Here is a 23,151-nt window from a genome sequence, read left to right on the forward strand (position 1 = left end):
ATTGATCCACAATATCCGTCTCATCAAATCAAACGACCGTTATCATCTAATGGTCATTCTCTCACCTATGGTGATTGATCGTTGTCAGAAACGGTAGTGGGTTCCCAGCAGGAATACCGGGCTTGTGATCGCGTCTTTTTCTTGCTCCTGATAAGAAATCTCAAAATTCAGCTCTAAGCCTGATGCGATCCCCGATGGGATGGTTGCCCCGAGAGTCAAATAAGGCGAAATATTTTTTGCTTCGATGTCAGGCAGTGATGTTTTCATTGCCGGATCACTTCCTGCCCTTGTTAAACTCAGCCCGCCTTTTGCGTATATCCAAGCAACATCGAATACAGTGTGTTGGATGACAGCGCCACCAAAAATTTCCTGATAATACAAAGTTGGTTGATGAGGGAATTGTGACGACAGTGAGACCATTGGGTCCGGATGACCCGAATTTTGGGCATAACCTAGATCAAAACCAATGGTTGATGTCAGATTATAGTTATAGCCGTACTGTGTGACCCAAGCGTCTTCTGAACCTGTGTGTTTGGATTTCGTGATGCCGGCGCTTTGATAAAAATAGTTCGCATCCGGTCCGGCAATCGCTTGAACAGGTATCGTACTAAGTAGAAGCAACACTGCAATGGTCAGAGAAATGGTCGATTCCATCCTGCACTCCATGCGATCTCTGAGGTGATTTTATTGGTATTTATTTTTGTGAGGCGGTTATGAGAAAGTTAAAGAGGGAGAAAACCTGCCAGCGTTTCCTTACTGTAGCAAATTTGGATGTCAGATGCTGTATTGATGACGCGGTTTTGTAGATTTTTTACGCAGAGTGCACAAAAGTAAATGTGAATGATGTAATGGTTTGATAGTACTAACTATCGCCCATGGGGAATCGAGTTGAATTGAGAATAAATAGTTGATTATAGAGATAAAACAAACATTCCGTTTGCCGTTTTTCAGGTATGCAATCTCTCGGATGGTAGCATAAAAAAAAGCACAATATCAGTCTTGCAGGAAATAAAGTGATGCCTATAATGTTGAAAACCGGAGCGTCTGCCAACGCTCCGGTTTTTTTGTGTCCGATAATCAAAGAGACTGGCGTCTGCCAACGTCAGAATCATCGCACTGCGACATTGAGGCACAAGGTGAATCAATTAAGGAAAAGATAAATGCGTATCGAACAAGAATTAAAATTGGGCTTTAAGGATGTACTGTTTCGGCCGAAACGCTCTACCCTGAAAAGTCGTTCCCAAGTTAATTTAACCCGCGATTTTACCTTCAAGCATAGTGGGCGTCAATGGTCTGGTGTCCCCGTCATTGCTGCCAATATGGACTCCGTTGGTAGTTTCGGCATGGCTCAGGCCTTGGCGAAATATGATGTAATCACTGCGATCCATAAGCACTATTCGCTACAAGAGTGGCAAGCGTTTGTGCAGACAGCCGATGCTGAAACCCTCAAGTATGTCATGGTTTCCACTGGTACGTCCGATGCCGATTTTACCAAAATGCAAGCCACGCTCGCTTTGAGTGAAGACTTGATGTTTGTGTGCATCGATATTGCCAACGGCTATTCGGAGCATTTGGTGGAGTTTGTGGAAAGAGTCCGCCGTGCCTTACCTGATAAGGTGATCGTCGCCGGGAATGTGGTGACCGGTGATATGACCGAAGAACTGATTCTTGCCGGTGCAGACATCGTGAAAGTTGGGATTGGCCCGGGTTCGGTCTGTACCACCCGAGTTAAAACCGGTGTCGGCTACCCGCAATTGTCAGCGATTATTGAATGTGCTGATGCTGCTCACGGCTTAGGCGGGCAAATCATCGGCGACGGTGGCTGTACCTGTCCCGGAGACGTCTCCAAAGCGTTCGGTGGCGGTGCAGATTTCGTCATGCTCGGCGGGATGTTGGCCGGACATCACGAATCCGGTGGCGACATTGTCGTGAAAGACGGTGAAAGTTATGTGAAGTTTTACGGCATGTCGTCCAAGAGCGCGATGGACAAATATGCCGGTGGCGTCGCGCAGTACCGAGCCGCTGAAGGCAAAACCGTGTTACTCCCTTATCGAGGTAGTGTCGAAGACACCATTCAGGATATTCTCGGTGGCGTTCGGTCAACCTGTACCTACGTCGGAGCCGCCAACCTGAAAGAACTCACCAAGCGCACAACGTTTATTCGGGTTCAGGAACAAGAGAATAATATGTTTGGCAAGGAGTCGTGAGCGGGAGCTGTTCATTGAGAATATCAATATAACGCTGTGTTGGCGGAGCCTCAATACGCAGCACACTTGACGATTTGTTAACCTGAAGGCCGATATCAGTTGATATGACTGAATCGGCCTTTTGAGTTTCAGGCACCTTCATTTTTAGTCCACTGCCTAGCTAACTGATTTGAAAGCTCATTTAAATCTCAAAAATCAACCGATTGAATATTAACAATGGTGGTATTGCTGTAAAGTATTTTCCATTGAGTAAAAATGATTACGGAAGATGGCATGGCAATCTTGCTTAGTTGGTTGGGTAGAACTGATCTCGACCAAATGAAAGTAGACAAACCTGCTTCGATTGCGACGATCGCATTGAAAGGTCCAGTATTGGATGAGGTCGTTATTCTCGCCAGTACATGGGACGATGAATGGAACGATTATCAAGAATGGCTCAAGAAAAAGCTTGCTTTGGCCAACTATAAATTTTAGAGGTATCTTCAGATGCCTCTTTTTCAAAGATTAGGTTTGCATGCAACTTCAACTCAGCGCCAGCAATGCGCTCAACAAATGGCTCAAAGCAGATTTGCCGCGTTTACCAACGGAGCAAGGCAAACAAGCCGGAGTCAATAAGCTAAGTTCGAATGCTACGACTATGAGCTGGCAGGTGCATCTGATTGAAAACCATTACCGTTCGGTAGAGAAAACCTTAATCGTTTGTGAAGCCAATAGCCGCTTTACCTATTTTATTCCGCTCAATCGAATGATTTTCACGCCCGATGAACTTACTGAACGGTTAAAAATAGAGTGGCAATTTGCCTTTGATGAGGCCTTGGAAGAGAGCCGTCTAATTGGCCATTATGAAATTGCATCGCTGCTGTCAAAGCTCAATGATATTGAGTTCATACCGCAGTGGATTAAAAACACCGACCTGAGTATTAACGGCCATATTGCTGACGCAGCACAGTGGGTGACGCAAACCTTAGACGATAGAAATCTCGATCGCTTAAGCCAACCACTAGCGTTTGAGATTTCTAGTTATATTAATTGTCAAACCAAAAGCATTAAGGTGAACAACAAGAAGCAGCGCTTTATCCCAATCGAGCGACTGTTCGCTTATGTTCAAGATATCACGTCACCAAACTCGACAAGCAATGATCAAAGTGACGACATGAGTAATGTCATTCCGTTTAGACGCTAATCGCACTGTTAAGAAAATTACTCAAATCACACCGACCATGTAAATATTTTTACCATGAGTAATGATTATTACGGCTATTTTTATGGTAGATGCAATTAAATTCAATTAAATTCAATTAAAACAAAAATTTAAATATTGGCATGTTAGTTGAAAAGTCATTCATAACTTTCATTAAAAAGGAAAATATTATGGGTTATGAAATTGATTTTTTAGGTGTGGGTGAAGAATCTAAGAGTGGCGATGCGATTGCTTTGCGTTATGGCAATCTGTACGGCACTCGCGAAGAGCAAACCGTTGTTGTGATTGATGGTGGGTTCAAAGATACAGGCGCAAGTCTCGTTGAACATATCAAAAATCATTACGGTACATCCGTAGTTGATTTGGTTATCAACACTCACCCGGATCTAGACCATATAAACGGTCTGGAAACAGTACTCAATGAACTGGATGTCAAAGAACTCTGGATTCATAAACCGTGGGAACACAACCAAGGTTTGGCAAATAAGTTTAAAGATGGACGAGTCACGGACAACAGTATTGGTGAGCGCCTCAAGGAGAACTTAGAAAAAGCTTGGTCGTTAGTTAAATTGGCTGAAGCAAAAGGTATCAGAGTTCAAGAGCCGTTTACCGGTTTGGCGGACGCTGGCGGTGGTATTAAAATTCTTGGACCTTCTGTTGAGTTTTATGAGTCGCTGATTCCGGAGTTTGAAGGCATGCCAGAAAAAGCCTCTCTATCAAATATGCTGGAAAGTGCATTAAATAAAGCAGCTTCTGCACTTCGTCGTTTCTTGGTCTCCTGGGGAGAAGATAAAATTGATGATAGTGGAGAAACCTCTCCTAGAAACAATTCGAGTGTCATTACCCAACTATTGGTGGATGAACGGTGCTCACTGTTCACGGGAGATGCTGGTATTAAGGCCCTTGAATACGCAGCCGACCAATTAGAACAAAGTGGTCAAACTGCAGACCTACGATTTATACAAATTCCACACCATGGCAGCAAACGTAATATTGGTAAAACGGTGCTTAATCGTTTAGTCGGGGAACCTGTTGCAGAAGGAGAGTCTCGCGGCATTACAGCGATAGCTTCCACCGCGAAAGGCGCAGAGCCAAAACATCCAAGAAAAGCGGTGATGAATGCCTTTACTCACCGAGGTGTGAAAGTTCTCGCCACCAGATGGACAGGAATCTGTCATCATCATGATGCTCCAAATCGATCTGGGTGGAACAGCCTTAATCCGGAGCCATATCACTACGACTATGAAGATGAGGTGGCGTAAGATGGCTGGTTTATCTCTAAAAGCGAAAAATATCGCCCCTCTTTCTGTGCTGATCATTATTCAACTTATTGCGGTTACTATGGTTAACCGTCATACTTTCGATGCCAGTTTGTTGGATATTCTAAAGGATACTGGGGGAGCGATGTTGGCAACTAGTGTATTAGCAGGGTGGCTTAGCCACCTTATCCCTGCCGACTTAAAAAATGCACTGGTGTTTCTTCGCTGGCGAAATGTGTTACCAGGTCATCGATTTATTCAGCTTGCCGAAAAAGATACGCGTATTGATATCGATTTGTTTAAGACGAGAGTGGCTGATTATGAGTCGCTTAAATCCGACAACAAAAACCAAAATAGTTACTGGTATCGGGAATTTTATCGACCGGTAACAAATCAGGATGAAGTCGCGTCAACGCATAAATCGTATTTACTTTACCGGGATGCAGCAGCGGTTTCTTTGATTAGCGCGATTATCTTGGTGTTGGCGAAATTGTTGATAGACATACAGATGGCACAAATTGGTTTTGATTCCGTTTGGGTATTTGCTATTGCCATTATCGGTTTTATCGTTGCGGCGAGAAATGCAGGGCAGAGAATGGTTACCACAGCAATTGCGGTGAATTTAACTACGACAGTTACAGAGTAAATTTCGTATATTAGTGATTATTAATTAGAAGAAAATAGAACAATGTCAGATCTTAAAAAATTTCAGGTTTAGAGTGTACGACCATTACCAATTATTGTTATGGCTGATACCAGCGGCAGTATGTCAGTTGACGGAAATTGTAGCAACACGAGTTATTGAGTTAGTCGACAGTGCCATATATGTAGCAAAATGTGCAAAAAAGCATATGGAAATTTTGTGATATTCCTCAGTTGTAACGATGATAGATTTAAATATATGGTTCTGATTTTTATAATTATTTAAGCTAGGTGAGGTGTAACGATGCCATTGGATTTATCAAACACTCTTGTTATAGGTGTTAGTGCTACCGCGCTTTATGATATGGAAGAGTCAGATCGTATCTTCCGTGATACCAAAACATCTGATCCCGACACTGCGATTGAACAATACCGAGATTTTATGCGTGAGCATGAAAATGAACCGCTATCTCCGGGAACGGGGTGGCATTTAGTGAAGGCTCTACTCGGCTTAAATCAGTATCAAATTGGAAATTCTCCTCTAGTGGAAGTAGTGGTGATGTCTCGTAATAGCCCTGACACTGGTTTGCGGGTATTGAATACAATTCGTTATGAGCAACTCAATATTACGCGTTCTGCGTTTACGGCTGGGGAATCTGTGCCTGATTATCTGGATGCGTTTGATGTTGATTTGTTTTTGACGACGAGTGTTGAAGACGCTCAACGTGTTATTGATTCTAAATTGTGTGCTGCTGCAATATTAAAAGAACCTCCACATGATGCTCCTAAAATTCCCGAAGGTCAGGTTCGAATCGCATTTGATGGTGATGCGGTATTGTTTTCTGAAGAAAGTGAATTGGTGTACAAAACTCAAGGAATGGCTGCTTTTCATGCTCAGGAAGACGAAAAGCAAAATATTCCGATGGAAGAAGGGCCTTATGCCAGTTTGCTGAAAAAACTGTCCACGCTTCAGGATCGTTTACCTATGCGTGTTGAATATTCTCCTGTTCGTATTGCAATTGTAACTGCCCGAAATAGTCCATCTGAGATGCGAGTTATCAAAACACTGCGCAGCTGGGGGGTATACGTTGATGAAGCCTTCTTTCTCGGAGGAGTAGAGAAGACAAAAGTTCTCAAAGCGTTTCGCCCGCATATCTTTTTTGATGACCAGGACGTGCATTTAGATAAAGCCGCAAATCTAGTTCCTTCAGGGAAAGTACCTTATTTGAGTACGTCGGAACTATCCGTGAAACCGAAAGGTTAGACTTAATACATTCGTTATCTTTATCTGAAATGCCGAGATTAAAAGGTATGTAGTGGTATATTGTCAAATCAGGTCAATATTCTTACGGGAGTCAAATGATATGAAGCATTTTATGCTGAGGGTAAAGCAAAGTGCTTTAACGGAGAAGGAGGGAGTATTTTTCTATAACAATGTTCCTTTTACTGGCGTAGCCTTCTTAATGAATGACAATATGCTGGAAAGTGCGAATGAGTTTAGTGATGGTCAAATGGTAGGAGAATATCTGTTTGAGCATTTCCATGGATTTGATACAAAGCTAATCATTGATGATGAATTACTCGAACCTGAAGATGAAGATTCTTATCAGCCTTTTATGTGTCTTCATGGAGATATGTTCACGGGTGTATCGCTTGAATTTGAAGGTGATTTTTGTACTGCGGAGTATTTGTATGTTGAAGGCTGGAGTGATTCAAGTATCGGGTTCGATCCTACGGGGAATATAGAGGCAATAGAGATTGAACGTCCCAACTTTTCTCAAACATTTCTTTGGAATAAAAGTGGTCAGGTTGAACGGTTTGAGATTTCATATCATCAGAGTTCTATCAAACTACGATTTGATGAAGATGGGAGTATTTCGGTATTAAGTATCTGTAATGACTATTTTAACCAAGTGACATTGTTTCTGAGTCAATTGCTTTGTAAATTATATAGTGATGATTCCTTTATTGATACTCTAAGAATAGGAGATTTTCTTTATTTAGGAGAAGGGTTTATTGATGACAGTATATTTGAAAGAATTTTTATATGTGATGGTATTAAAAATATAAAAACATTATATGTTTCTGATACAAAAATCACAGAAAGGAGTGTTTTTTTGTTGAAAGAATTACCAATGTTAGAAAACCTTTCCATTAATTCTACATTGATTAATGCAGAAGTAATAAGAGAAATAAAGCTAAATAATCCTGAATGCCACATAAAATTTAATGATAAAGAGATCTTACTGTAGAATCTCTTTCATGTATTGGTTAACAAGTTGATCAGCGAGCCGGGTTGTTTCAGGGAGGCGGTACTTGGGGGCCAGTTTTAGTATCCAGCCACAAGCAGTTTCTAAGGAAATCCGGTGACCTATAGAAACATAGATTGGATTCACATTGTTTTGTGTTCTTAATACCGAACCAATAATCTCATTCTCATTAAAGAGGGGGCTCACTTCTCCTCTTATTGTGTTTGGTTCATCATATGTGCCGATTAATCGTGTTTTGCCACAGCCAATCGTTGGTATATCGAAAATTACACCTAAATGACAGGCTAGTCCAAATCGGCGAGGGTGGGCATAGCCTTGTCCATCACAAACAATTAAATCCGGTTTATGTTGAAGTTTTTTGAATACTTTTACTAATGGAGGTATTTCCCGAAAGGAGAACAATCCGGGAATGTAAGGAAACTGCTCGATATCTTCCTCTGCTACTTTTTCTACAACATCTAAGGTATCAGCATCAAGAATAACTGCGGCTGCGACAAGTTTATGGCTGCTTTTTTGATAAGCGACATCAACACCAGCAACTAATCCAATTTTATTAAAGGAATCATGCGTAATTACTTTTTGGGCGAGCTCTTTTTGTATATCTAATGCTTCCATTTCAGATAAAGCCCAATTGTGATGAATGACAGGTTCCAATATATACTCCTATTTAAGTAGACGGTTCATTGTTCTACGTTGTTCCAGCTCTATTACCCAACCCACCCCAAACAAACCCGTTCCACCAATCCTTTCAGCTTTTGCACCTCACCCTCTAGATACGCCAATTCTTCCACGGTAATCTCATAATGCTCCGAATAGCGGGCTTCGATATAGGCGCGTTGCAGGCGGCGGAAGCAGCGGCGGTGGAATTTGTTGTCGAGCGGGAAAATGGTTGCAAATTCAGCATCGATTTGGGCGCATAGTTTGCCCAGTTTTTCGATATTGTGGGATTTAGGTAAATAATTGGTGCAGGTGAGTAGCGTGCAGGCGAAAAAACGTTCCGTCGATTGATGTAGGAGAAAAGCTGATTGCTTCAACCATTGCCTCTTCATTCCATCTTGAAAGAATACAAAGAGCTGTTCTGCACTTTCAAACCACTGTTCATAATGCTTACGGGCAATTTCCTGCTTTTCAGCTTCGGTTAAATCCCCCGGCTCGGCCAATGGTTTTGGTGTGGCGGCAAACAGCTCAATCCCTTCTTCGCGGATATCCTTAAAAAAGTAGTGCCCTTGCTGTAGCCGTTCGTTCACTTCCTGCAAATCATGGACAATCAATCCCAGTGGTGCGGAAGTGACTTTACGGTCGATCTGCTCTTTGGCGCGTTGCCAGACGACATCTTCTTCAACCAGTGCGGCTTTGTTCACAATCACCAAAATATCGTAATCGCTGATATAGCCATTGACCGGATCGTTGACCCAACTGCCTTTGGCATGGCTGCCGAACAGGATGATTTTTAAGATGCGAAACTCGCTTTTACTCGCTGTTTTGCCCTGAAGATAGTCGTCCAGCGTATCACGCAGAATGGTCGATATGGTGGCAAGCTCCTGCTGTTTGGATTCGGGCAAATGGTCGAGGGCTGTTTTCATAAAGCGATATTCGGTCTGTGTGGATTGAATGGTTCATAGGATAAAAGAAGCGAGCAGCAAAAAACACTGTTTGTCATGGTTTTAGATGGGTTGCCTAGGGAAATGCGACGGGGTTCGGTTTTATTGATTTGTCTGGTGATTCTTGTCGCCTTTGGCTTCGAGGCATGACGCACAATTCCGTTTTTCGGTTTCAGTGGCATCGGTGCCCAGTGCGCCAGTTACTCTTGCCAAGATGCAAGAGTAACCAGAAGATCTTTTTTGTTGGGCTTGGTCGTGCGTTGTCCAGAAGCGGCTTTTACGGGCGTCCTGCCCGGAAAAGCCTAACCATTCATCCGTGAATGGTTTTCTTGGTCGGGTGGTTTTCCCAAACCACGGAATTACAATTTATCTTCCCAGCCTCCGGCACCGAAATATGACGCACTTTAAGGTGTGTGTCCTGATAAGCTAGAGAAAAATATCCAAATATTCAGTTAAATATTTTTACGGTGGTTGAATGAATAACAGAAATAAAAGATTAACCTATAGAGACGCTTTGACTATAGCAGAAGGTTTGTTCTCTTCTGCTTTAAATGAGTTTCAATTTAGCGCAGGGCAAGCTTGGGCATTTACTTTAGATGAACTGGATTCAGTTAAAAATAAGACAGATCCTAAAGGAAACATTATTGTACTAACTGCAATTTATAAGTTGGCGTTGGTTAACAATGTTGAGTTATCTAAATCCGACGACTATACGAATGATATGTTGCTTGAGTTAAAAGAGTCGTACCAGCAATTTGATGAGTGCATCTTTGACGACCTTAATATGAGTACAGAGGAAAGATTGTTTTTGAAGTCAGATATACAGTTGGTTTCTAACAAGTATCTATAGATAGAGACGGTTCTATTTCATATCGATTATCAGATATGAGATGTTATTTTGATACTATTCATTATTCTGGTATCACGCCCATGTTTATAAATCCAGATATGGGGTGAGTTGGCCGTCAAAGTGGATGCAGAGCTGAGACCACGTCAGGTTTCAGCTCTGCATCCACCCCAAACAAACCCGTTCCACCAACCCTTTCAGCCACCCTCCAGATATGCCAATTCTTCCATGGTAATCTCATAATGCTCCGAATAGCGGGCTTCGATATAGGCGCGTTGCAGGCGACGGAAGCAGCGGCGGTGGAATTTGTTGTCGAGTGGGAAAATGGTTGCAAATTCAGCATCGATTTGGGCGCATAGTTTGCCCAGTTTTTCGATATTGTGGGACTTGGGTAAATAATTGGTGCAGGTGAGTAGGGTACAGGCAAAGAGTCTTTCTGTGACTTGATGAAGCATGAATGCAGAAATTTTCTCATCCCCTTTTTCTAAACTGAACTGGAAATGATCAAAGAAACCATTGGCGCTTTTGAACCACTGTTCATAATGCTTACGGGCAATTTCCTGCTTTTCTGCTTCGGTTAAATCCCCCCGGCTCGGCCAATGGTTTGGGTGTGGCGGCAAACAGTTCAATCCCTTCTTCGCGGATATCTTTGAAGAAATAATGCCCTTGCTGTGGCCCTGCGGATGATGGGCAAAAATGAAGAAGCTCAGCAGGTGGGAGCGAAGCATGTTGGTGAGATGCTGACCAATATCGCGTTAGGTCTGGGCGGAGAAGCGGCCGCGACCAAAGCCCTTGAAGCGATTGGGAAAGTGACGAAGACAGTCAAAGGTGTGCTTCCGGTTGTTGATAATACGTCATTACCGAAATATACCGGAGGCAATGGGTCGGCGATTGTTGAGGGTGAATTTGCCGGGCAGTCCAGTGCGCATGGGGTGATTGAGAAGACATCTGGTGATAATCATGGTAGTTTGGCGAATGCTGGATCTTCATCATCGGCGGATGTTGGATCGGGGACGGTGCTGGCTGAGAAGAACCCAACTTCTTCTCATTCTACAGATATTCCCGAATATACATATAGAGGAGACTCGAGGGAGCCTGACATTATATTTAACGAAGGGTTTCAGACTCTAGGAGATAGTACAGATTTGTTAGCTCATACTTTTGATAATACCAGTCCCCCGAGTAATTATATTTCTACATCTAAATCTGCTGATGTAGCAGCAGACTTTGACCCCGACTATATTTATGTTGTACGTCCTATTGATGGAATCGATGTTAATAAAACTCTTGGGACTGATAGTCCTCATCCAACTGAGTTAGAAATTGCGATTCCTAATGGAGTAAAACCCAAAGATATACGTGCTGTCACATTACCTGATCAGCAAGTATCCATTTTGAATCCCAATTATGAATAATAGGTGGTGTAAAGATGTTGAAGATAGAGGTAGTGATTGAGGATCAAAACGGTATTCAACAATATACCTATGTGAATATATCTAAGTCAGTACCATGGAAATTAGTTTTTCCGGGGGGAGAAGGAATAGAATCATTTGAAGTTGAAGCTGATGACTTATTCATAGCATGCACTAGACTGAGAGAACATCTTGAACAGCAATATTTTAAACTATTGTGTAATGCTTCAAGAGAGAATCTCTGTGTATCATCAATGTCCAGAGAAATGGGTGGGGGACGGAAAGGGTATATAGTACAAATGGGTCAACCTACTTCAAGGGATACTTTGGTCGATATCTTTGGATATGTGGACTCACATTTAGTTGTATCTGTTGAAGAACAGAAGCAGTTTCATGAAAAATGGATGAAATCGCTCAAATGAATAAATTAAAACAAATCGAGCCAAAGAAATAATCAGGACACGCGCCTCAAGGAATGGATTTACTTATGGCGTGTGTCCTCGTAATTTTATGGTGAATATGAGACCATCTCTATAAGTCCTAATTATTTCGTCCAATTAATGCATTATATTACAGATTATTATATTGAAAGTTATCCTGATGATAGGATTCTCGCAGAGCAATATATGACACAGTTAAGAAGGCGTTACGGCTCTAAATAGCTGTTCCTAAATATAGAGCTGAGACCACGTCAGGTTTCAGCTCTGCACCCGCCCCAAACAAACCCGCTCCACCAATCCTTTCAGCTTTTGCACCTCACCCTCTAAGTATGCCAATTCTTCCACGGTAATCTCATAATGCTCCGAATAGCGGGCTTCGATATAGGCGCGTTGCAGGCGGCGGAAGCAGCGGCGGTGGAATTTGTTGTCGAGCGGGAAAATGGTTGCAAATTCAGTATCGATTTGGGTGCATAGTTTGCCCAGTTTTTCGATGTAAAATAGCGAGGACACTCGCCCGGAGTTAGAGCATAAAACTGTACCATTTTTGCTACAACAGGAGTTGGGTAATGTATGAGAAAAAATTTGTGGTTTGTTAAGGTGTGTGTCCTTGTAAGAATTTTAAAGCAGTATTAAACCTAGATGGTACATTAAACATCGCGAAGACCACTCAAGCAAAGAAAACAGGAAGAAGGCTACCTAAATGATTGAAGATTTAAAGTTCCTAATTAAGTGTTTAGAACGAATATCTGATAGCAAAGACATCGATACGAAGAATTTAAAGTTAGAAATTGAAGATTGTTTTCATGATATTGAAGTTTTAAAAGAAAGAGTCAGTGGATTGGCTGGTGCTATAGAATGTAAGGAAGAGTTATCAACGCTTAGTGCTCTAATGCTGGTAGGTATGAGTATACAAGATTTATGCACTGCGTTTTCTAACATAACAGATGAGCTTAACCCAGTAGCAGTGGATAGTCGTTGGGCAGATTTTCCTGAAACAGAGCAATATGAAACTGAAAGTAAAAGAGAATATTACTGTAAAGTTGGTGAAAAAGTTAGAGAAAAATGGTCAGGTAAATGTCGGTGATAGGAAAATAAGCAGGACACGTACTTCAAAGAATGGATTTACTTATAGCATGTGTCCTCGTAAGAATTCTGAAACACCAGCATCTCTGGTGTTTATTACTCAAGGAATAAGCAGGACACACACATTCAAGGGATGGTTTTACTTATGGTGTGTGTCCTTATTTTGACATAAAAACTACTTAGAAGTTTTCGATCAGCAGGGAAACTTTAAAGCAGTATTAAACCTAGATGGTACTTTTAATGAGAAAAATCTAAACAGGTGGAGAAGCAAGGGAGAAAACTACCAAAATGATTAAAGACTTATTGTTTTTGCTCGAGTGTCTTGAAAAAATTTCGACATCCAAAGAGATTGATATAGAAGATTATAATCTTGAAATTAATGATTGTTTGAAAGATATTGAAAATTTTAAGAGCAGAGTTGACATGTTAGCGGGGGCTATAAAGGGAGGACAAGAATTATCTCCGTTAAGTGTCTTAATGTTAGTAAAAGCCAGCTTACAAGATCTTTCCACAGGTTTTTCTAATTTAGCTAATGAATTGCGACCAATAATACTACATGATAACTGGGAAGAGTTTCCTGACAGGGATGAATATGAAAGTGAAAAGGAACGAGAAAATTATCGTCGAGTCGGTGTAAAAATTAGAGAAGAGCGGGCCAAGAAAGAAGAGTAGTGAAAAATACAGGAACCAATGAGATTATTCATTATTCTGCGTCACGTTCATTTTTATAAATCCAGATATGGGATGAGTCGGCCGTCAAAGTGGATGCAGAGCTGAGACCACGTCAGGTTTCATCTCTGCATCCGCTCCAAACAAACCTGTTCCACCAACTCTTTCAGCTTCTGGAATAAGCAGGACACACATATTCAAGGGATGATTTATTTATGGTGTGTGTCCTTGTAAGAATTTATATATGAGAAAGTGACAGGACATACTCGGATTTGGTCTAGAAATGAGCATGGGAAAATGTCGAAATTAAGAGAAGTTTTTATTGGGGAGGAGGTGAGTAATGAATAAAATAAATTTATCTTGTTCGGTTGAAGGAATTAATGGTTCTATAATGTATCCATCATGGAAGGATATTTTACTTAGGATTCAAAAAACAAAAGAATTAGGTGGTTCTATGTACTTATCTATTATTGATGGACCAGATTTTGGTCCTGTTAGTCTAGAAATACGCGGTGAAAATGGATATTATTTAATGACTTTGCTTGATAATATAACAGAAGGTGATGATGAAGTTAGAAGTTATGATAATTTGGAAATAGATTCAATGCAGCCAAAGATTGAAATATTAGGTGATTATTGGCCTATGAAAATGTTAACTTGTGACTTTACCCTAGTGACAAGTGTGTGCAGAGAATTCTATGAAACTGGGGATGTATCACAAGAAATACTCTCTGTATAAATGAGACTGTTCATTATCCTGTGTCACGCCCATGTTTATACATCCAGATATGGGGTGAGTCGGCTTTCACGGTTGGGTAGTCTCCGGCAGCTTTAGTTGTCCTCTTTCTTATGGTTATGAGTGTGTAATTTATTATGCTCAGATAGTAAAAGCATTCAGTCATGTTTTGAGAAAAAACAGGAACTTTGGTACCAAGATTTTATTTTTGAAATTAAGTGATGAATGATGTTCGTATAAGCAGATATTTTTATTAAAAAGTAAATAAATCATAAATAGGTGTTAAGAATATGCTGCGTAATTTATTAATTTGTATCGGTATGTTGTTTTTATTTGGCTGTTCCAGTGGTCCGGGATATAAATATTATGTCGATCCCGTACCAATCACAAAAGGTGTTACCAAATATAAGCTGGGAACTGTCAAAGTTAATTTAACTTTAGGAAATGGTGCGATTGAGGGGGATACGACTTTTGCTTCAGAAGAAGTCTTGAATCAGGAATTTTTCGATGATATCCAAAAATATATGCAAGAGCAGGGAATACTGGCAGCATCAGAAAATCAGGAATCACCTACAGTTGATATTACCATTGATTATAAGCGGACATTTAATATTGGTGGAAAAGCTTTAAACAAACCAGAGGTTTCTCATCATATCGTTGTATCTCAAGATGGAAAAAATTAGCAAGCTTTGGTTTAAATCGTTATACAACTAAATATGCTTACCTGAAGGATGCTGCTGTTAACTTTGAAATTGCTGCATTTTCCTGGGATGAGGAAGATGAACCGAAAGATGTTGCATTAATCTCTGAAATGATTGTGAAAGACCTTGCTGGTTTAGGTAAGTAAGCTAAGTATGAAGCTGGAACCACTACCGGTTCCAGCGCATCACCTAACCTGTTCTACCAACCCTTCCAGATGCCTCAGCTCTTCAACAGTGATCTCATAAGCTTATTCCGAATGAGTTCAAATGTTGTTGGTCATCAATGGACAGACTGATTTCATGATGATGAGAAATTGATTAGGGCGGGTGTCCTTGTAATACGCTGGAGCTCATAAGCAAGATGCATTTTTAGAATCTGTTGAAATGACGGGAGCTAAAATAAATCTTAGAATTACAGATAAAAATTATCCTGGACTTATCGAGTACAAGTATCAAATTCCAGCGATAAATAACAAAGGGAAAAAATAGGTTTTAAAACCACACAAACAAAACAACATATGATCCCCACATATTACCAAGTTCCAAAGTTACCAGAATGTCGAGTGAGGCAGCTCAGCAGGCTGAAAGTTATTTCAAAGCAAATCCTAAGGACAGACAATATTCTGTTAAAATCGATGGTTATTGGTTCCAAGTAACTAGGAATGCTAAAACAGGTCAAATTAATAATGCATTTATTACGATTCCCCCAAGAGGTTCAAAATGAACAAGGAAAAAATAAGTTGGTTAATTGCGACTAAAGACTATTTATATCAAAGAGATGGAAGGGATCTATATGATATTCTTTATGCTACGTTATCAGAAGATAAGATGGACTATAAGTCATTCTTAAAGATGGCTAGCGAAGGATATGGATATTCTCCAGCAGAAGGTTTTAGCTATACTTTGGATCAAGATTGGGATATCCCGGAAGAGTTTGATGAAGTAACCTTTTTCCTTGGTGAATATGAGACCATATCTATAAGCCCTAATCATTTCGTCCAACTAATGCATTATATTGTAGATTTTTATATCAAATCTTACCCTAATGATAGGGTTTTTGTAGAACAATATATGGCACAATTAAGAAGGCGTTACGCCTCTAGGTAAGAGATGAGGCTGAACCTTGAGGCTGTTCATTATAAATCCAGATATGGGATGAGTCGGCCGTCAAAGTGGATGCAGAGCTGAGACCACGTCAGGTTTCAGCTCTGCATCCGTCCCAAACAAACCCGCTCCACCAATCCCTTCAGCTTCTGCACCTCACCCTCCAGATATGCCAATTCTTCCACGGTAATCTCGTAATGCTCCGAATAGCGGGCTTCGATATAGGCGCGTTGCAGGCGACGGAAGCAGCGGCGGTGGAATTTGTTGTCGAGTGGGAAAATGGTTGCAAATTCAGCATCGATTTGGGCGCATAGTTTGCCCAGTTTTTCGATGTTGTGGGACTTGGGTAAATAATTGGTGCAGGTGAGTAGGGTACAGGCGAATAAATGTTCACTTGCTTGATGGAGTAAAAACGCAGCTTTTTTCAACCAATGGTTTTGCATCGTCACTTGGTGTAAAGCAATAAACTGAACTGCACTTTCAAACCACTGCTCATAATGCTTACGGGCAATTTCTTGCTTTTCTGCTTCGGTTAAATCCCCCGGCTCTGCCAATGGTTTGGGTGTGGCGGCAAACAGTTCAATCCCTTCTTCACGGATATCCTTAAAAAAGTAGTGCCCTTGCTGTAGCCGTTCGTTCACTTCCTGCAAATCATGGACAATCAATCCCAGCGGTGCGGAAGTGACTTTACGGTCGATCTGCTCTTTGGCGCGTTGCCAGACCACATCTTCTTCAACCAGTGCGGCTTTATTCACAATCACCAGAATATCGTAATCGCTGATATAGCCATTGACCGGATCGTTGACCCAACTGCCTTTGGCATGGCTGCCGAACAGGATGATTTTTAGGATGCGAAACTCGCTTTTACTCGCTGTTTTGCCCTGAAGATAGTCGTCCAGCGTATCGCGCAGAATGGTCGATATGGTGGCAAGCTCCTGTTGTTTGGATTAGGGCAAATGGTCGAGAGATGTTTTCATAAAGCGATATTCGGTCTGTGTGGATTGAATGGTTCATAGGATAAAAGAAGCGAGCAGCAAAAAACACTGTTTGTCATGGTTTTAGATGGGTTGCCTAGGGAAATGCGACGGGGTTCGGTTTTATTGATTTGTCTGGTGATTCTTGTCGCCTTTGACTTCGAGGCATGACGCACAATTCCGTTTTTCGGTTTCAGTGGCATCGGTGTGCTGTGCGCCTGTTCATCTTTCAGAGATGAAAGACGAACCAGAAAATCTTTTTGTTGGGCTTGGTCGTGCGTTGTCCAGAACCGGCCTTTACGGGCGTCCTGCCCGGAAAAGCCTAACCATTCATCCGTGAATGGTTTTCTTGGTTTGGTGGCTGATTTGAATTGGGTGAAACATTCTTAAAAAGTCAATTTGATCACTGAACTCAGGGGGAAAAATCAGGACGATTTTTCAGGATTGCTTGAGCAGGAGCGAATCAATCCAACCCGGCTAGCGCCCACGAACTAAACCGTTCTTTTGGGTACTTTTGGAACGCCAAAAGTATCTGGGGCGCTGTTGGAGATGCTATTGAGATCGGTAAAATCAATCGCGCACCAAACCGCTGCACCTCAAATTTTATATTCCCCAGCCATTGGCTCCCAGATTTGACGCACAATTCCGTTTTTCGGTTTCAGTGGCATCGGTGTGCTGTGCGCCTGTTCATCTTTCAGAGATGAAAGACGAACCAGAAAATCTTTTTTGTTTGGCGGCGTCGCGTGTTGTCCAGAACCGCCTTTTACGGGCGTCCTGCCCGGAAAAGCTTAATCATTCTTCCATGAATGATTTTCTTGGTTAGGTGGTTGATTTGAATTGGGTGAAACATTCTTAAAAAGTCAATTTGATCACTGAACTCAGGGGGAAAAATCAGGACGATTTTTCAGGATTGCTTGAGCAGGAGCGAATCAATCCGACCCGGCTAGCGCCCACGAACTAAACCGTTCTTTTGGGTACTTTTGGAACGCCAAAAGTATCTGGGGCGCTGTTGGAGATGCTATTGAGATCGGTAAAATCAATCGCGCACCAAACCGCTGCACCTCAAATTTTATATCCTAGCCTCCGGCTATCCAGATTTGACGCCAAATTACGTTCTGCGATTTCAGAAACATCGGTGTGCTGTGCGCCTGTTCATCTTTCAGAGATGAAAGACGAACCAGAAAATCTTTTTTTGTTGGGCTTGGTCGTGCGTTGTCCAGAACCAGCTTTTACGGGCGTCCTGCCCGGAAAAGCCTAACCATTCATCCGTGAATGGTTTTCTTGGTTAGGTGGTTGATTTGAATTGGGTGAAACATTCTTAAAAAGTCAATTTGATCACTGAACTCAGGGGGAAAAATCAGGACGATTTTTCAGGATTGCTTGAGCAGGAGCGAATCAATCCGACCCGGCTAGCGCCCACGAACTAAACCGTTCTTTTGGGTACTTTTGGAACGCCAAAAGTATCTGGGGCGCTGTTGGAGATGCTATTGAGATCGGTAAAATCAATCGCGCACCAAACCGCTGCACCTCAAATTTTATATCCCAGCCTCCGGCTCCGAAATATGACGCACCTCAAGGAATGGATTTACTGATAGCGTGTGTCCTCGGTAGGGGGGCGTCAGGGGTTCTTTGGCTAAACTGGTCGGTGGTTTTTTATTTTGTCATATCAAGCGAGTCGTTTAGTCTTCGTTGACTCGACCTCGTAAGGCTTTCTTTTGTCCCATCTTCTTTTTAGTATTGATGCGCTTGAGTTTTGATGACCAGGTTGGCTTGGTCGCTCGCCGACGCTTTTGTACCACCATGACGGATTGAATCAGTCCCTTAAGGCGTTCTAATGCATCAAGTCGGTTTTGTTCCTGAGTTCGATAGGTTTGTGATTTGATCACGACAACGCCATCTTTGGTAATTCGAGAATCACTGAGAGCGAGTAATCTTTCTTTGTATACTGAGGGTAAACTCGAACGTTGAATATCAAAACGTAAATGAATGGCTGAGGATACCTTCTGCACATTTTGCCCACCGTTCCCCATGGCTCGGATAGCAGTCATTTCAATTTCCCATTCTGCAAGAATGACTGTATTAGAGATAGTTAACATGCTTTAGGCTTCGCTTATGGCTATTTTATTCGCAATAATATCGTCATTTGAAACGCAACAGTAGCTTTAAATGAGCTTGTCCGAGTATTCTCTGCGTCTTGAGTTGTTGTTTCGCGAGATTAAGCCGTTCGGTTGAAGCGACCCTGAGTCTGGGTTTCTTTTCCAGCTTGGTGCTGAGTTTGAGGTATTCCTGCTGAGGCGGAGACAACCGTGTGAGAATATTGGGTAGGCGTTGGTTAATCTCTCCGGTAAAAATAATGCAAAAATTTTCTTTACAATCGAACAGTGTTCAATTAAATTTTATTCATCAATTGAACACTGTTCGATTAAATTGGAGAATACGTATGAATAACGCTACCACTGTCAGAGGCTTTGTCACCTTCCTATGGGTTGCCTTCATGAACGCTTTTGTCGATTTAGGCCATAAAATCGTCGTGCAGAATACCCTGTTCAAAACATTGTCAGATCACCAGCAGGTGCTGATGACGGCGATCGTCAATGCACTGATTCTGCTCCCTTTTGTATTACTCTTTACCCCATCCGGCTACCTGTCGGATCGTTATGCAAAAACCAAAGTGATGAAAATCAGCGCTTTATGTGCGGTATTCATCACCCTGATGATTACCTTCTGCTATTATCAGGGCTGGTTTTATGTATCCTTTGCCCTGACGTTTATTCTCGCAGTGCAGAGTGCGCTCTATTCTCCGGCAAAATATGGTTACATCCGAGAGCTGGTCGGCGCAGAAAAACTCAGCAACGGCAACGCCTGGGTTCAGGCGGTTTCAATGATTGCCATTCTTGCCGGGAGCGCCGTCTTTTCCGCACTGTTCGAACTGAAATTATCCCCTGAAACCCCACTTCAGCCGGGAGCGATTCTTCAGGACATCGCCCCATTAGGCTGGTTACTGGTCATCGGTTCTCTGATCGAGTGTCTGCTGGCTTTCCGCTTACCGGAAAAAGATCACTTACGGGGACACACACCTCAAAATGGCGCTCGGCCTCAGATACAAGAACCCGCATTTATCTGGAAAGATTACATTCTGGGTAAAACATTAGGCCGGAATCTCACCCTCCTGTTTCAGGAAAAAGCGATTTGGCAATCAGTCATCGGCTTAACCCTGTTTCTTTCGATCAGTCAGGTCATGATTGCTGCTTTCCCGGCCTACGCCAAAAGCCACCTTGCTATGGATAATACCTTTATCATTCAAAGTATTATTGCGATGGCAATTGTCGGTATGATGCTGGGTTCTTCATTTGCTTCAAAACACTCTGTCAATCACATTAATCTGGCGCTGATCCCCGCCGGTGCTCTGATTATCTGTGCCGGACTATTTCTGCTGCCACAGGTCACCTCATCGGTTTTGCTTGGCGGTATTTTCCTGACTATCGGTATCGGCGGCTCATTTATGCTGGTCCCGCTCAACGCATTAATTCAGTTCCACGCGAAAGAAGACCAGATTGGTAAAATTCTGGCCGGGAATAATTTCATTCAGAATGTCGGCATGTTGTTATGTCTGGCAGTCACGGTCGCGTTCACAACGCAGGAACTCGATGTCAGCTATATCTTGTGGGGATTATTCGGCCTTGGTGCTTTGGTTGCGCTGGCAGCCATCATTCTGCTACCGGAAGTTCTGGTCCGTTCGGTGATGACTAAATTACTTGGCCGCAAATACCGTCTGCAAGTGTTGGGGTTCAACAATCTGCCGGAAGCCGGTCAGGGAACGCTGCTGCTCGGTAATCATATCAGCTGGCTGGACTGGGCAATTGTGCAGATGGCATCCCCGAGACGTGTACACTTTGTTATGGATCAGACTATCTACCAACGCTGGTATCTCAAATGGCTGTTCGATCTGTTTCAGGTGGTTCCGATTGCTCCCGGCAAAAGCCGTGAAGCATTAAACAAGATAACGGATCTCCTGAATCAGGGGGAAGTAGTCTGTCTGTTTCCTGAAGGTCGTATCAGCCATCTTGGTCAACTGGGAGAATTTAAAAAAGGCTTTGAACGTGCCTGTCAGGATGCCCGTGGTGTGATTATTCCGTTCTATCTGCGCGGGATGTGGGGAAGTTTCTTCTCCCGTTCCAGCAAACGTCTGGCAAAAGCGAGAAAAACCGGGATAAAAAGAGATGTCATTATCGCATTCGGAACCGCGATGGACATCCATTCAACCGCCACGGAAGTGAAACAGAAGGTATTTGAAATGTCCGTCGCAACCTGGAATGAATATGCCGACACGCTGGAAACGCTTCCCGAAGCCTGGATCGCAACAGCAAAAAATCGTCCCAGCCAGTGGGCAGTCGTGGACAGTAACGGTCAACCAATCACGCATAGCCGCTTTCTGGTCGGCAGTCTGCTGCTCAAACGTAAACTTCAGCATCTGCCGGGACAGAATTTAGGCTTGCTGGTCCCGACTTCCAGTGCCGGGCTGATGAGTAATCTGGCAGCGATGATGGCGGGGAAAACCGTGGTCAATCTCAATTACACGGCTTCAGCACAAGCGCTGCGCAGTGCAAAACACAATGCGGCAATAGAAAGTATCGTCACTTCCAGACGTTTTCTCGCCAGACTGGAAAAACGCGGCATTGACTGCCAGACCCTCCTTGACGGCTGTCGTGTACTTTATCTGGAAGATTTCAAAGCCAGTCTAGGCCGTCCCGCACAACTGATGATGTTATTGGCGGTCAAAACACTGCCTGCCAGTTGGATTAGCCGATTATTCTGTCAGCAACAACAACGGGAAGATACCGCTGCAATCCTGTTCTCTTCGGGAAGTGAAGGCGCGCCGAAAGGTGTCATGCTCAGCCACAAAAATATTCTGGCCAATTTACGTCAGGTTTCGGATGTTTTGAATATCCGCAGCAACGATAAAATCATGGCGACCCTGCCACTATTCCATGCATTTGGTCTGACAGTCACCGGCATGTTACCGCTGATTGAAGGGATTCCGGTCATCTGCCACCCGGATCCGACCGATAGCCTGAATATTGCCCGTGCAGTCGCCAAATATGAAGCCACCCTGATGTGTGCAACCTCGACATTTTTAGGCATGTATCAGCGTAACCGTCGCATCAATCCCATGATGTTCAATTCACTCAGAGCTGTGGTATCCGGTGCTGAAAAATTAGACGCGAAGATCAAAGCCGCATTTCAGCAGAAATTTATGGTGCCTGTCCTCGAAGGGTACGGTACCACCGAAACAACGCCGGTTGCCAGCGTCAACCTGCCGGGGCATCTGGTCCGTCGTGAAGGCTTTATTCAGGAAGCCGAGCGTGAAGGAACCGTTGGTCTGGCACTTCCCGGAACCACATTTAAGATCGTGGATCCCGTGACACTGATGCCGTTACCTGCCGGTGAAGACGGACTGATCCTGATCGGTGGCGCTCAGATCATGCAGGGCTATCTCAATGACCCGGATAAAACGGCTGAAGTCGTCGTCGAACTGGACGGCCAACGTTGGTACAAAACCGGAGACAAAGGTCATCTGGATAGTGACGGCTATTTAACTATCGTTGATCGTTATTCACGCTTCGCCAAACTGGGTGGCGAGATGGTAAGTCTCGGGGCTGTTGAACAGCGTGCCCGTGAACTGCTCGATCAACCGGAATCCGGACTGGTTGCCGTGAATCTGCCGGATGAGAAGAAAGGAGAACAGATCATTATGCTAGTTGATCTGAATTTAGAACCGGCTGAAGTGAAAAAAATCCTGATCCAGAAAGGAATGCCGTCTCTGATGCTGCCAAATAAAATCATGCAGGTCGCCAATATTCCCCTTCTGGGCAGCGGCAAGCTCGATTTCTCCGCCGCAAAAAATCTGGCACTGGCGCAAATGGGATAAATAGCACAAAACGTCAAATAGATAGGTAAACATAAGACAAATAAGCAGGGCACACACATTCAAGGGATGGGTTTAT

General features: G+C 42.9%; 24 protein-coding genes. 17 read left to right on the top strand and 7 right to left on the bottom strand.

The window, feature by feature from the left end; translation table 11 throughout:
• Positions 1-84 precede the first annotated feature (84 nt).
• The gene (locus BSQ33_RS21120; protein ID WP_021021861.1) at positions 85-654 is read right to left on the bottom strand and encodes an outer membrane beta-barrel protein; all 570 of its coding nucleotides are present in this window, start codon (positions 652-654) and stop codon (positions 85-87) included.
• A gap of 506 nt (positions 655-1,160) precedes the next feature.
• Here BSQ33_RS21120 and BSQ33_RS21125 point away from each other — a divergent pair.
• From BSQ33_RS21125 to BSQ33_RS21155, 7 genes are all read left to right on the top strand, one after another.
• Positions 1,161-2,207, top strand: coding sequence for a GMP reductase (locus BSQ33_RS21125; protein WP_088135239.1), 1,047 nt, complete (start codon positions 1,161-1,163; stop codon positions 2,205-2,207).
• Positions 2,208-2,480: 273 nt separating this feature from the next.
• Positions 2,481-2,681 (top strand): hypothetical protein, encoded by a 201-nt coding sequence (locus BSQ33_RS21130; RefSeq protein WP_232472007.1) that lies wholly within the window; start codon positions 2,481-2,483, stop codon positions 2,679-2,681.
• A gap of 40 nt (positions 2,682-2,721) precedes the next feature.
• On the top strand, positions 2,722-3,390 hold the full coding sequence (locus BSQ33_RS21135) for an amino acid adenylation (RefSeq protein WP_088135240.1): 669 nt from the start codon (positions 2,722-2,724) through the stop codon (positions 3,388-3,390).
• Between the two features lie 188 nt (positions 3,391-3,578).
• A complete protein-coding gene (locus tag BSQ33_RS21140; RefSeq protein WP_088135241.1) occupies positions 3,579-4,670 on the top strand; it encodes a ComEC/Rec2 family competence protein in 1,092 nt (363 codons plus the stop codon).
• A 1-nt stretch (position 4,671) separates the two neighbouring features.
• Positions 4,672-5,313 carry a hypothetical protein gene (locus BSQ33_RS21145; protein WP_088135242.1) on the top strand — a complete coding sequence of 214 codons (642 nt, stop codon included), beginning with the start codon at positions 4,672-4,674 and terminating at the stop codon, positions 5,311-5,313.
• 300 nt (positions 5,314-5,613) lie between these two features.
• Complete coding sequence (locus BSQ33_RS21150) at positions 5,614-6,573, top strand: 5'-nucleotidase (RefSeq protein ID WP_021021868.1); 960 nt, start codon at positions 5,614-5,616, stop codon at positions 6,571-6,573.
• 100 nt (positions 6,574-6,673) lie between these two features.
• The gene (locus BSQ33_RS21155; protein ID WP_088135243.1) at positions 6,674-7,561 is read left to right on the top strand and encodes a hypothetical protein; all 888 of its coding nucleotides are present in this window, start codon (positions 6,674-6,676) and stop codon (positions 7,559-7,561) included.
• Here BSQ33_RS21155 and nfi read toward each other — a convergent pair.
• Positions 7,553-8,233: a deoxyribonuclease V gene (nfi, locus tag BSQ33_RS21160; RefSeq protein WP_021021870.1), complete on the bottom strand. Its 681-nt coding sequence runs from the start codon at positions 8,231-8,233 to the stop codon at positions 7,553-7,555. The genes BSQ33_RS21155 and nfi overlap by 9 nt on opposite strands.
• A 53-nt stretch (positions 8,234-8,286) precedes the next feature.
• Positions 8,287-9,162 carry a HEPN domain-containing protein gene (locus BSQ33_RS21165; protein WP_088135244.1) on the bottom strand — a complete coding sequence of 292 codons (876 nt, stop codon included), beginning with the start codon at positions 9,160-9,162 and terminating at the stop codon, positions 8,287-8,289.
• Positions 9,163-9,655: 493 nt separating this feature from the next.
• Here BSQ33_RS21165 and BSQ33_RS21170 point away from each other — a divergent pair, with 493 nt between their 5' ends.
• Positions 9,656-10,030: a hypothetical protein gene (locus tag BSQ33_RS21170; RefSeq protein WP_088135245.1), complete on the top strand. Its 375-nt coding sequence runs from the start codon at positions 9,656-9,658 to the stop codon at positions 10,028-10,030.
• A 194-nt stretch (positions 10,031-10,224) separates the two neighbouring features.
• On the opposite strand, the gene BSQ33_RS21175 is transcribed toward BSQ33_RS21170, so the two are convergent.
• Positions 10,225-10,647, bottom strand: coding sequence for a HEPN domain-containing protein (locus BSQ33_RS21175; protein WP_157721472.1), 423 nt, complete (start codon positions 10,645-10,647; stop codon positions 10,225-10,227).
• Between the two features lie 63 nt (positions 10,648-10,710).
• Between BSQ33_RS21175 and BSQ33_RS21180 the strand changes: the two genes are divergently transcribed.
• Complete coding sequence (locus BSQ33_RS21180; protein ID WP_088135247.1) at positions 10,711-11,442, top strand: scabin-related ADP-ribosyltransferase; 732 nt, start codon at positions 10,711-10,713, stop codon at positions 11,440-11,442.
• 14 nt (positions 11,443-11,456) lie between these two features.
• Positions 11,457-11,861: a hypothetical protein gene (locus tag BSQ33_RS21185; RefSeq protein WP_088135248.1), complete on the top strand. Its 405-nt coding sequence runs from the start codon at positions 11,457-11,459 to the stop codon at positions 11,859-11,861.
• 276 nt (positions 11,862-12,137) lie between these two features.
• Here the strand turns inward: BSQ33_RS21185 and BSQ33_RS21890 are convergent, their stop codons facing one another.
• Entirely contained in the window at positions 12,138-12,389 is a 252-nt protein-coding gene (locus BSQ33_RS21890; protein ID WP_088135249.1) for a hypothetical protein, read from the bottom strand.
• 190 nt (positions 12,390-12,579) lie between these two features.
• On the opposite strand from BSQ33_RS21890, the gene BSQ33_RS21195 reads away from it, so the two are divergent.
• From BSQ33_RS21195 to BSQ33_RS21215, 6 genes are all read left to right on the top strand, one after another.
• Positions 12,580-12,963, top strand: a complete 384-nt coding sequence (locus BSQ33_RS21195; RefSeq protein ID WP_021021562.1) for a hypothetical protein — start codon at positions 12,580-12,582, stop codon at positions 12,961-12,963.
• 287 nt (positions 12,964-13,250) lie between these two features.
• Positions 13,251-13,634, top strand: a complete 384-nt coding sequence (locus tag BSQ33_RS21200; protein WP_088135250.1) for a hypothetical protein — start codon at positions 13,251-13,253, stop codon at positions 13,632-13,634.
• A gap of 337 nt (positions 13,635-13,971) precedes the next feature.
• Positions 13,972-14,370, top strand: a complete 399-nt coding sequence (locus BSQ33_RS21205; protein ID WP_088135251.1) for a DUF6911 family protein — start codon at positions 13,972-13,974, stop codon at positions 14,368-14,370.
• Between the two features lie 287 nt (positions 14,371-14,657).
• Positions 14,658-15,050: a hypothetical protein gene (locus BSQ33_RS21210; RefSeq protein WP_232472008.1), complete on the top strand. Its 393-nt coding sequence runs from the start codon at positions 14,658-14,660 to the stop codon at positions 15,048-15,050.
• Positions 15,051-15,624: 574 nt separating this feature from the next.
• Positions 15,625-15,792 carry a hypothetical protein gene (locus BSQ33_RS21745; protein WP_157721473.1) on the top strand — a complete coding sequence of 56 codons (168 nt, stop codon included), beginning with the start codon at positions 15,625-15,627 and terminating at the stop codon, positions 15,790-15,792.
• Entirely contained in the window at positions 15,789-16,175 is a 387-nt protein-coding gene (locus tag BSQ33_RS21215; protein WP_088135252.1) for a hypothetical protein, read from the top strand. The genes BSQ33_RS21745 and BSQ33_RS21215 overlap by 4 nt, the downstream gene beginning before the upstream one ends.
• Positions 16,176-16,270: 95 nt before the next feature.
• Here the strand turns inward: BSQ33_RS21215 and BSQ33_RS21220 are convergent, their stop codons facing one another.
• Both BSQ33_RS21220 and arfB read right to left on the bottom strand, forming a co-directional pair.
• Positions 16,271-16,933: a HEPN domain-containing protein gene (locus BSQ33_RS21220; protein WP_157721474.1), complete on the bottom strand. Its 663-nt coding sequence runs from the start codon at positions 16,931-16,933 to the stop codon at positions 16,271-16,273.
• A 1,892-nt stretch (positions 16,934-18,825) separates the two neighbouring features.
• The gene (arfB, locus tag BSQ33_RS21225; protein ID WP_038180158.1) at positions 18,826-19,242 is read right to left on the bottom strand and encodes an alternative ribosome rescue aminoacyl-tRNA hydrolase ArfB; all 417 of its coding nucleotides are present in this window, start codon (positions 19,240-19,242) and stop codon (positions 18,826-18,828) included.
• Between the two features lie 344 nt (positions 19,243-19,586).
• Here arfB and BSQ33_RS21230 point away from each other — a divergent pair, with 344 nt between their 5' ends.
• On the top strand, positions 19,587-23,075 hold the full coding sequence (locus BSQ33_RS21230; protein WP_088135254.1) for an acyl-[ACP]--phospholipid O-acyltransferase: 3,489 nt from the start codon (positions 19,587-19,589) through the stop codon (positions 23,073-23,075).
• Positions 23,076-23,151: the final 76 nt, after the last annotated feature.

The sequence above is a fragment of the Vibrio gazogenes genome (assembly GCF_002196515.1).
Classification (GTDB): Bacteria; Pseudomonadota; Gammaproteobacteria; order Enterobacterales; family Vibrionaceae; genus Vibrio; species Vibrio gazogenes_A.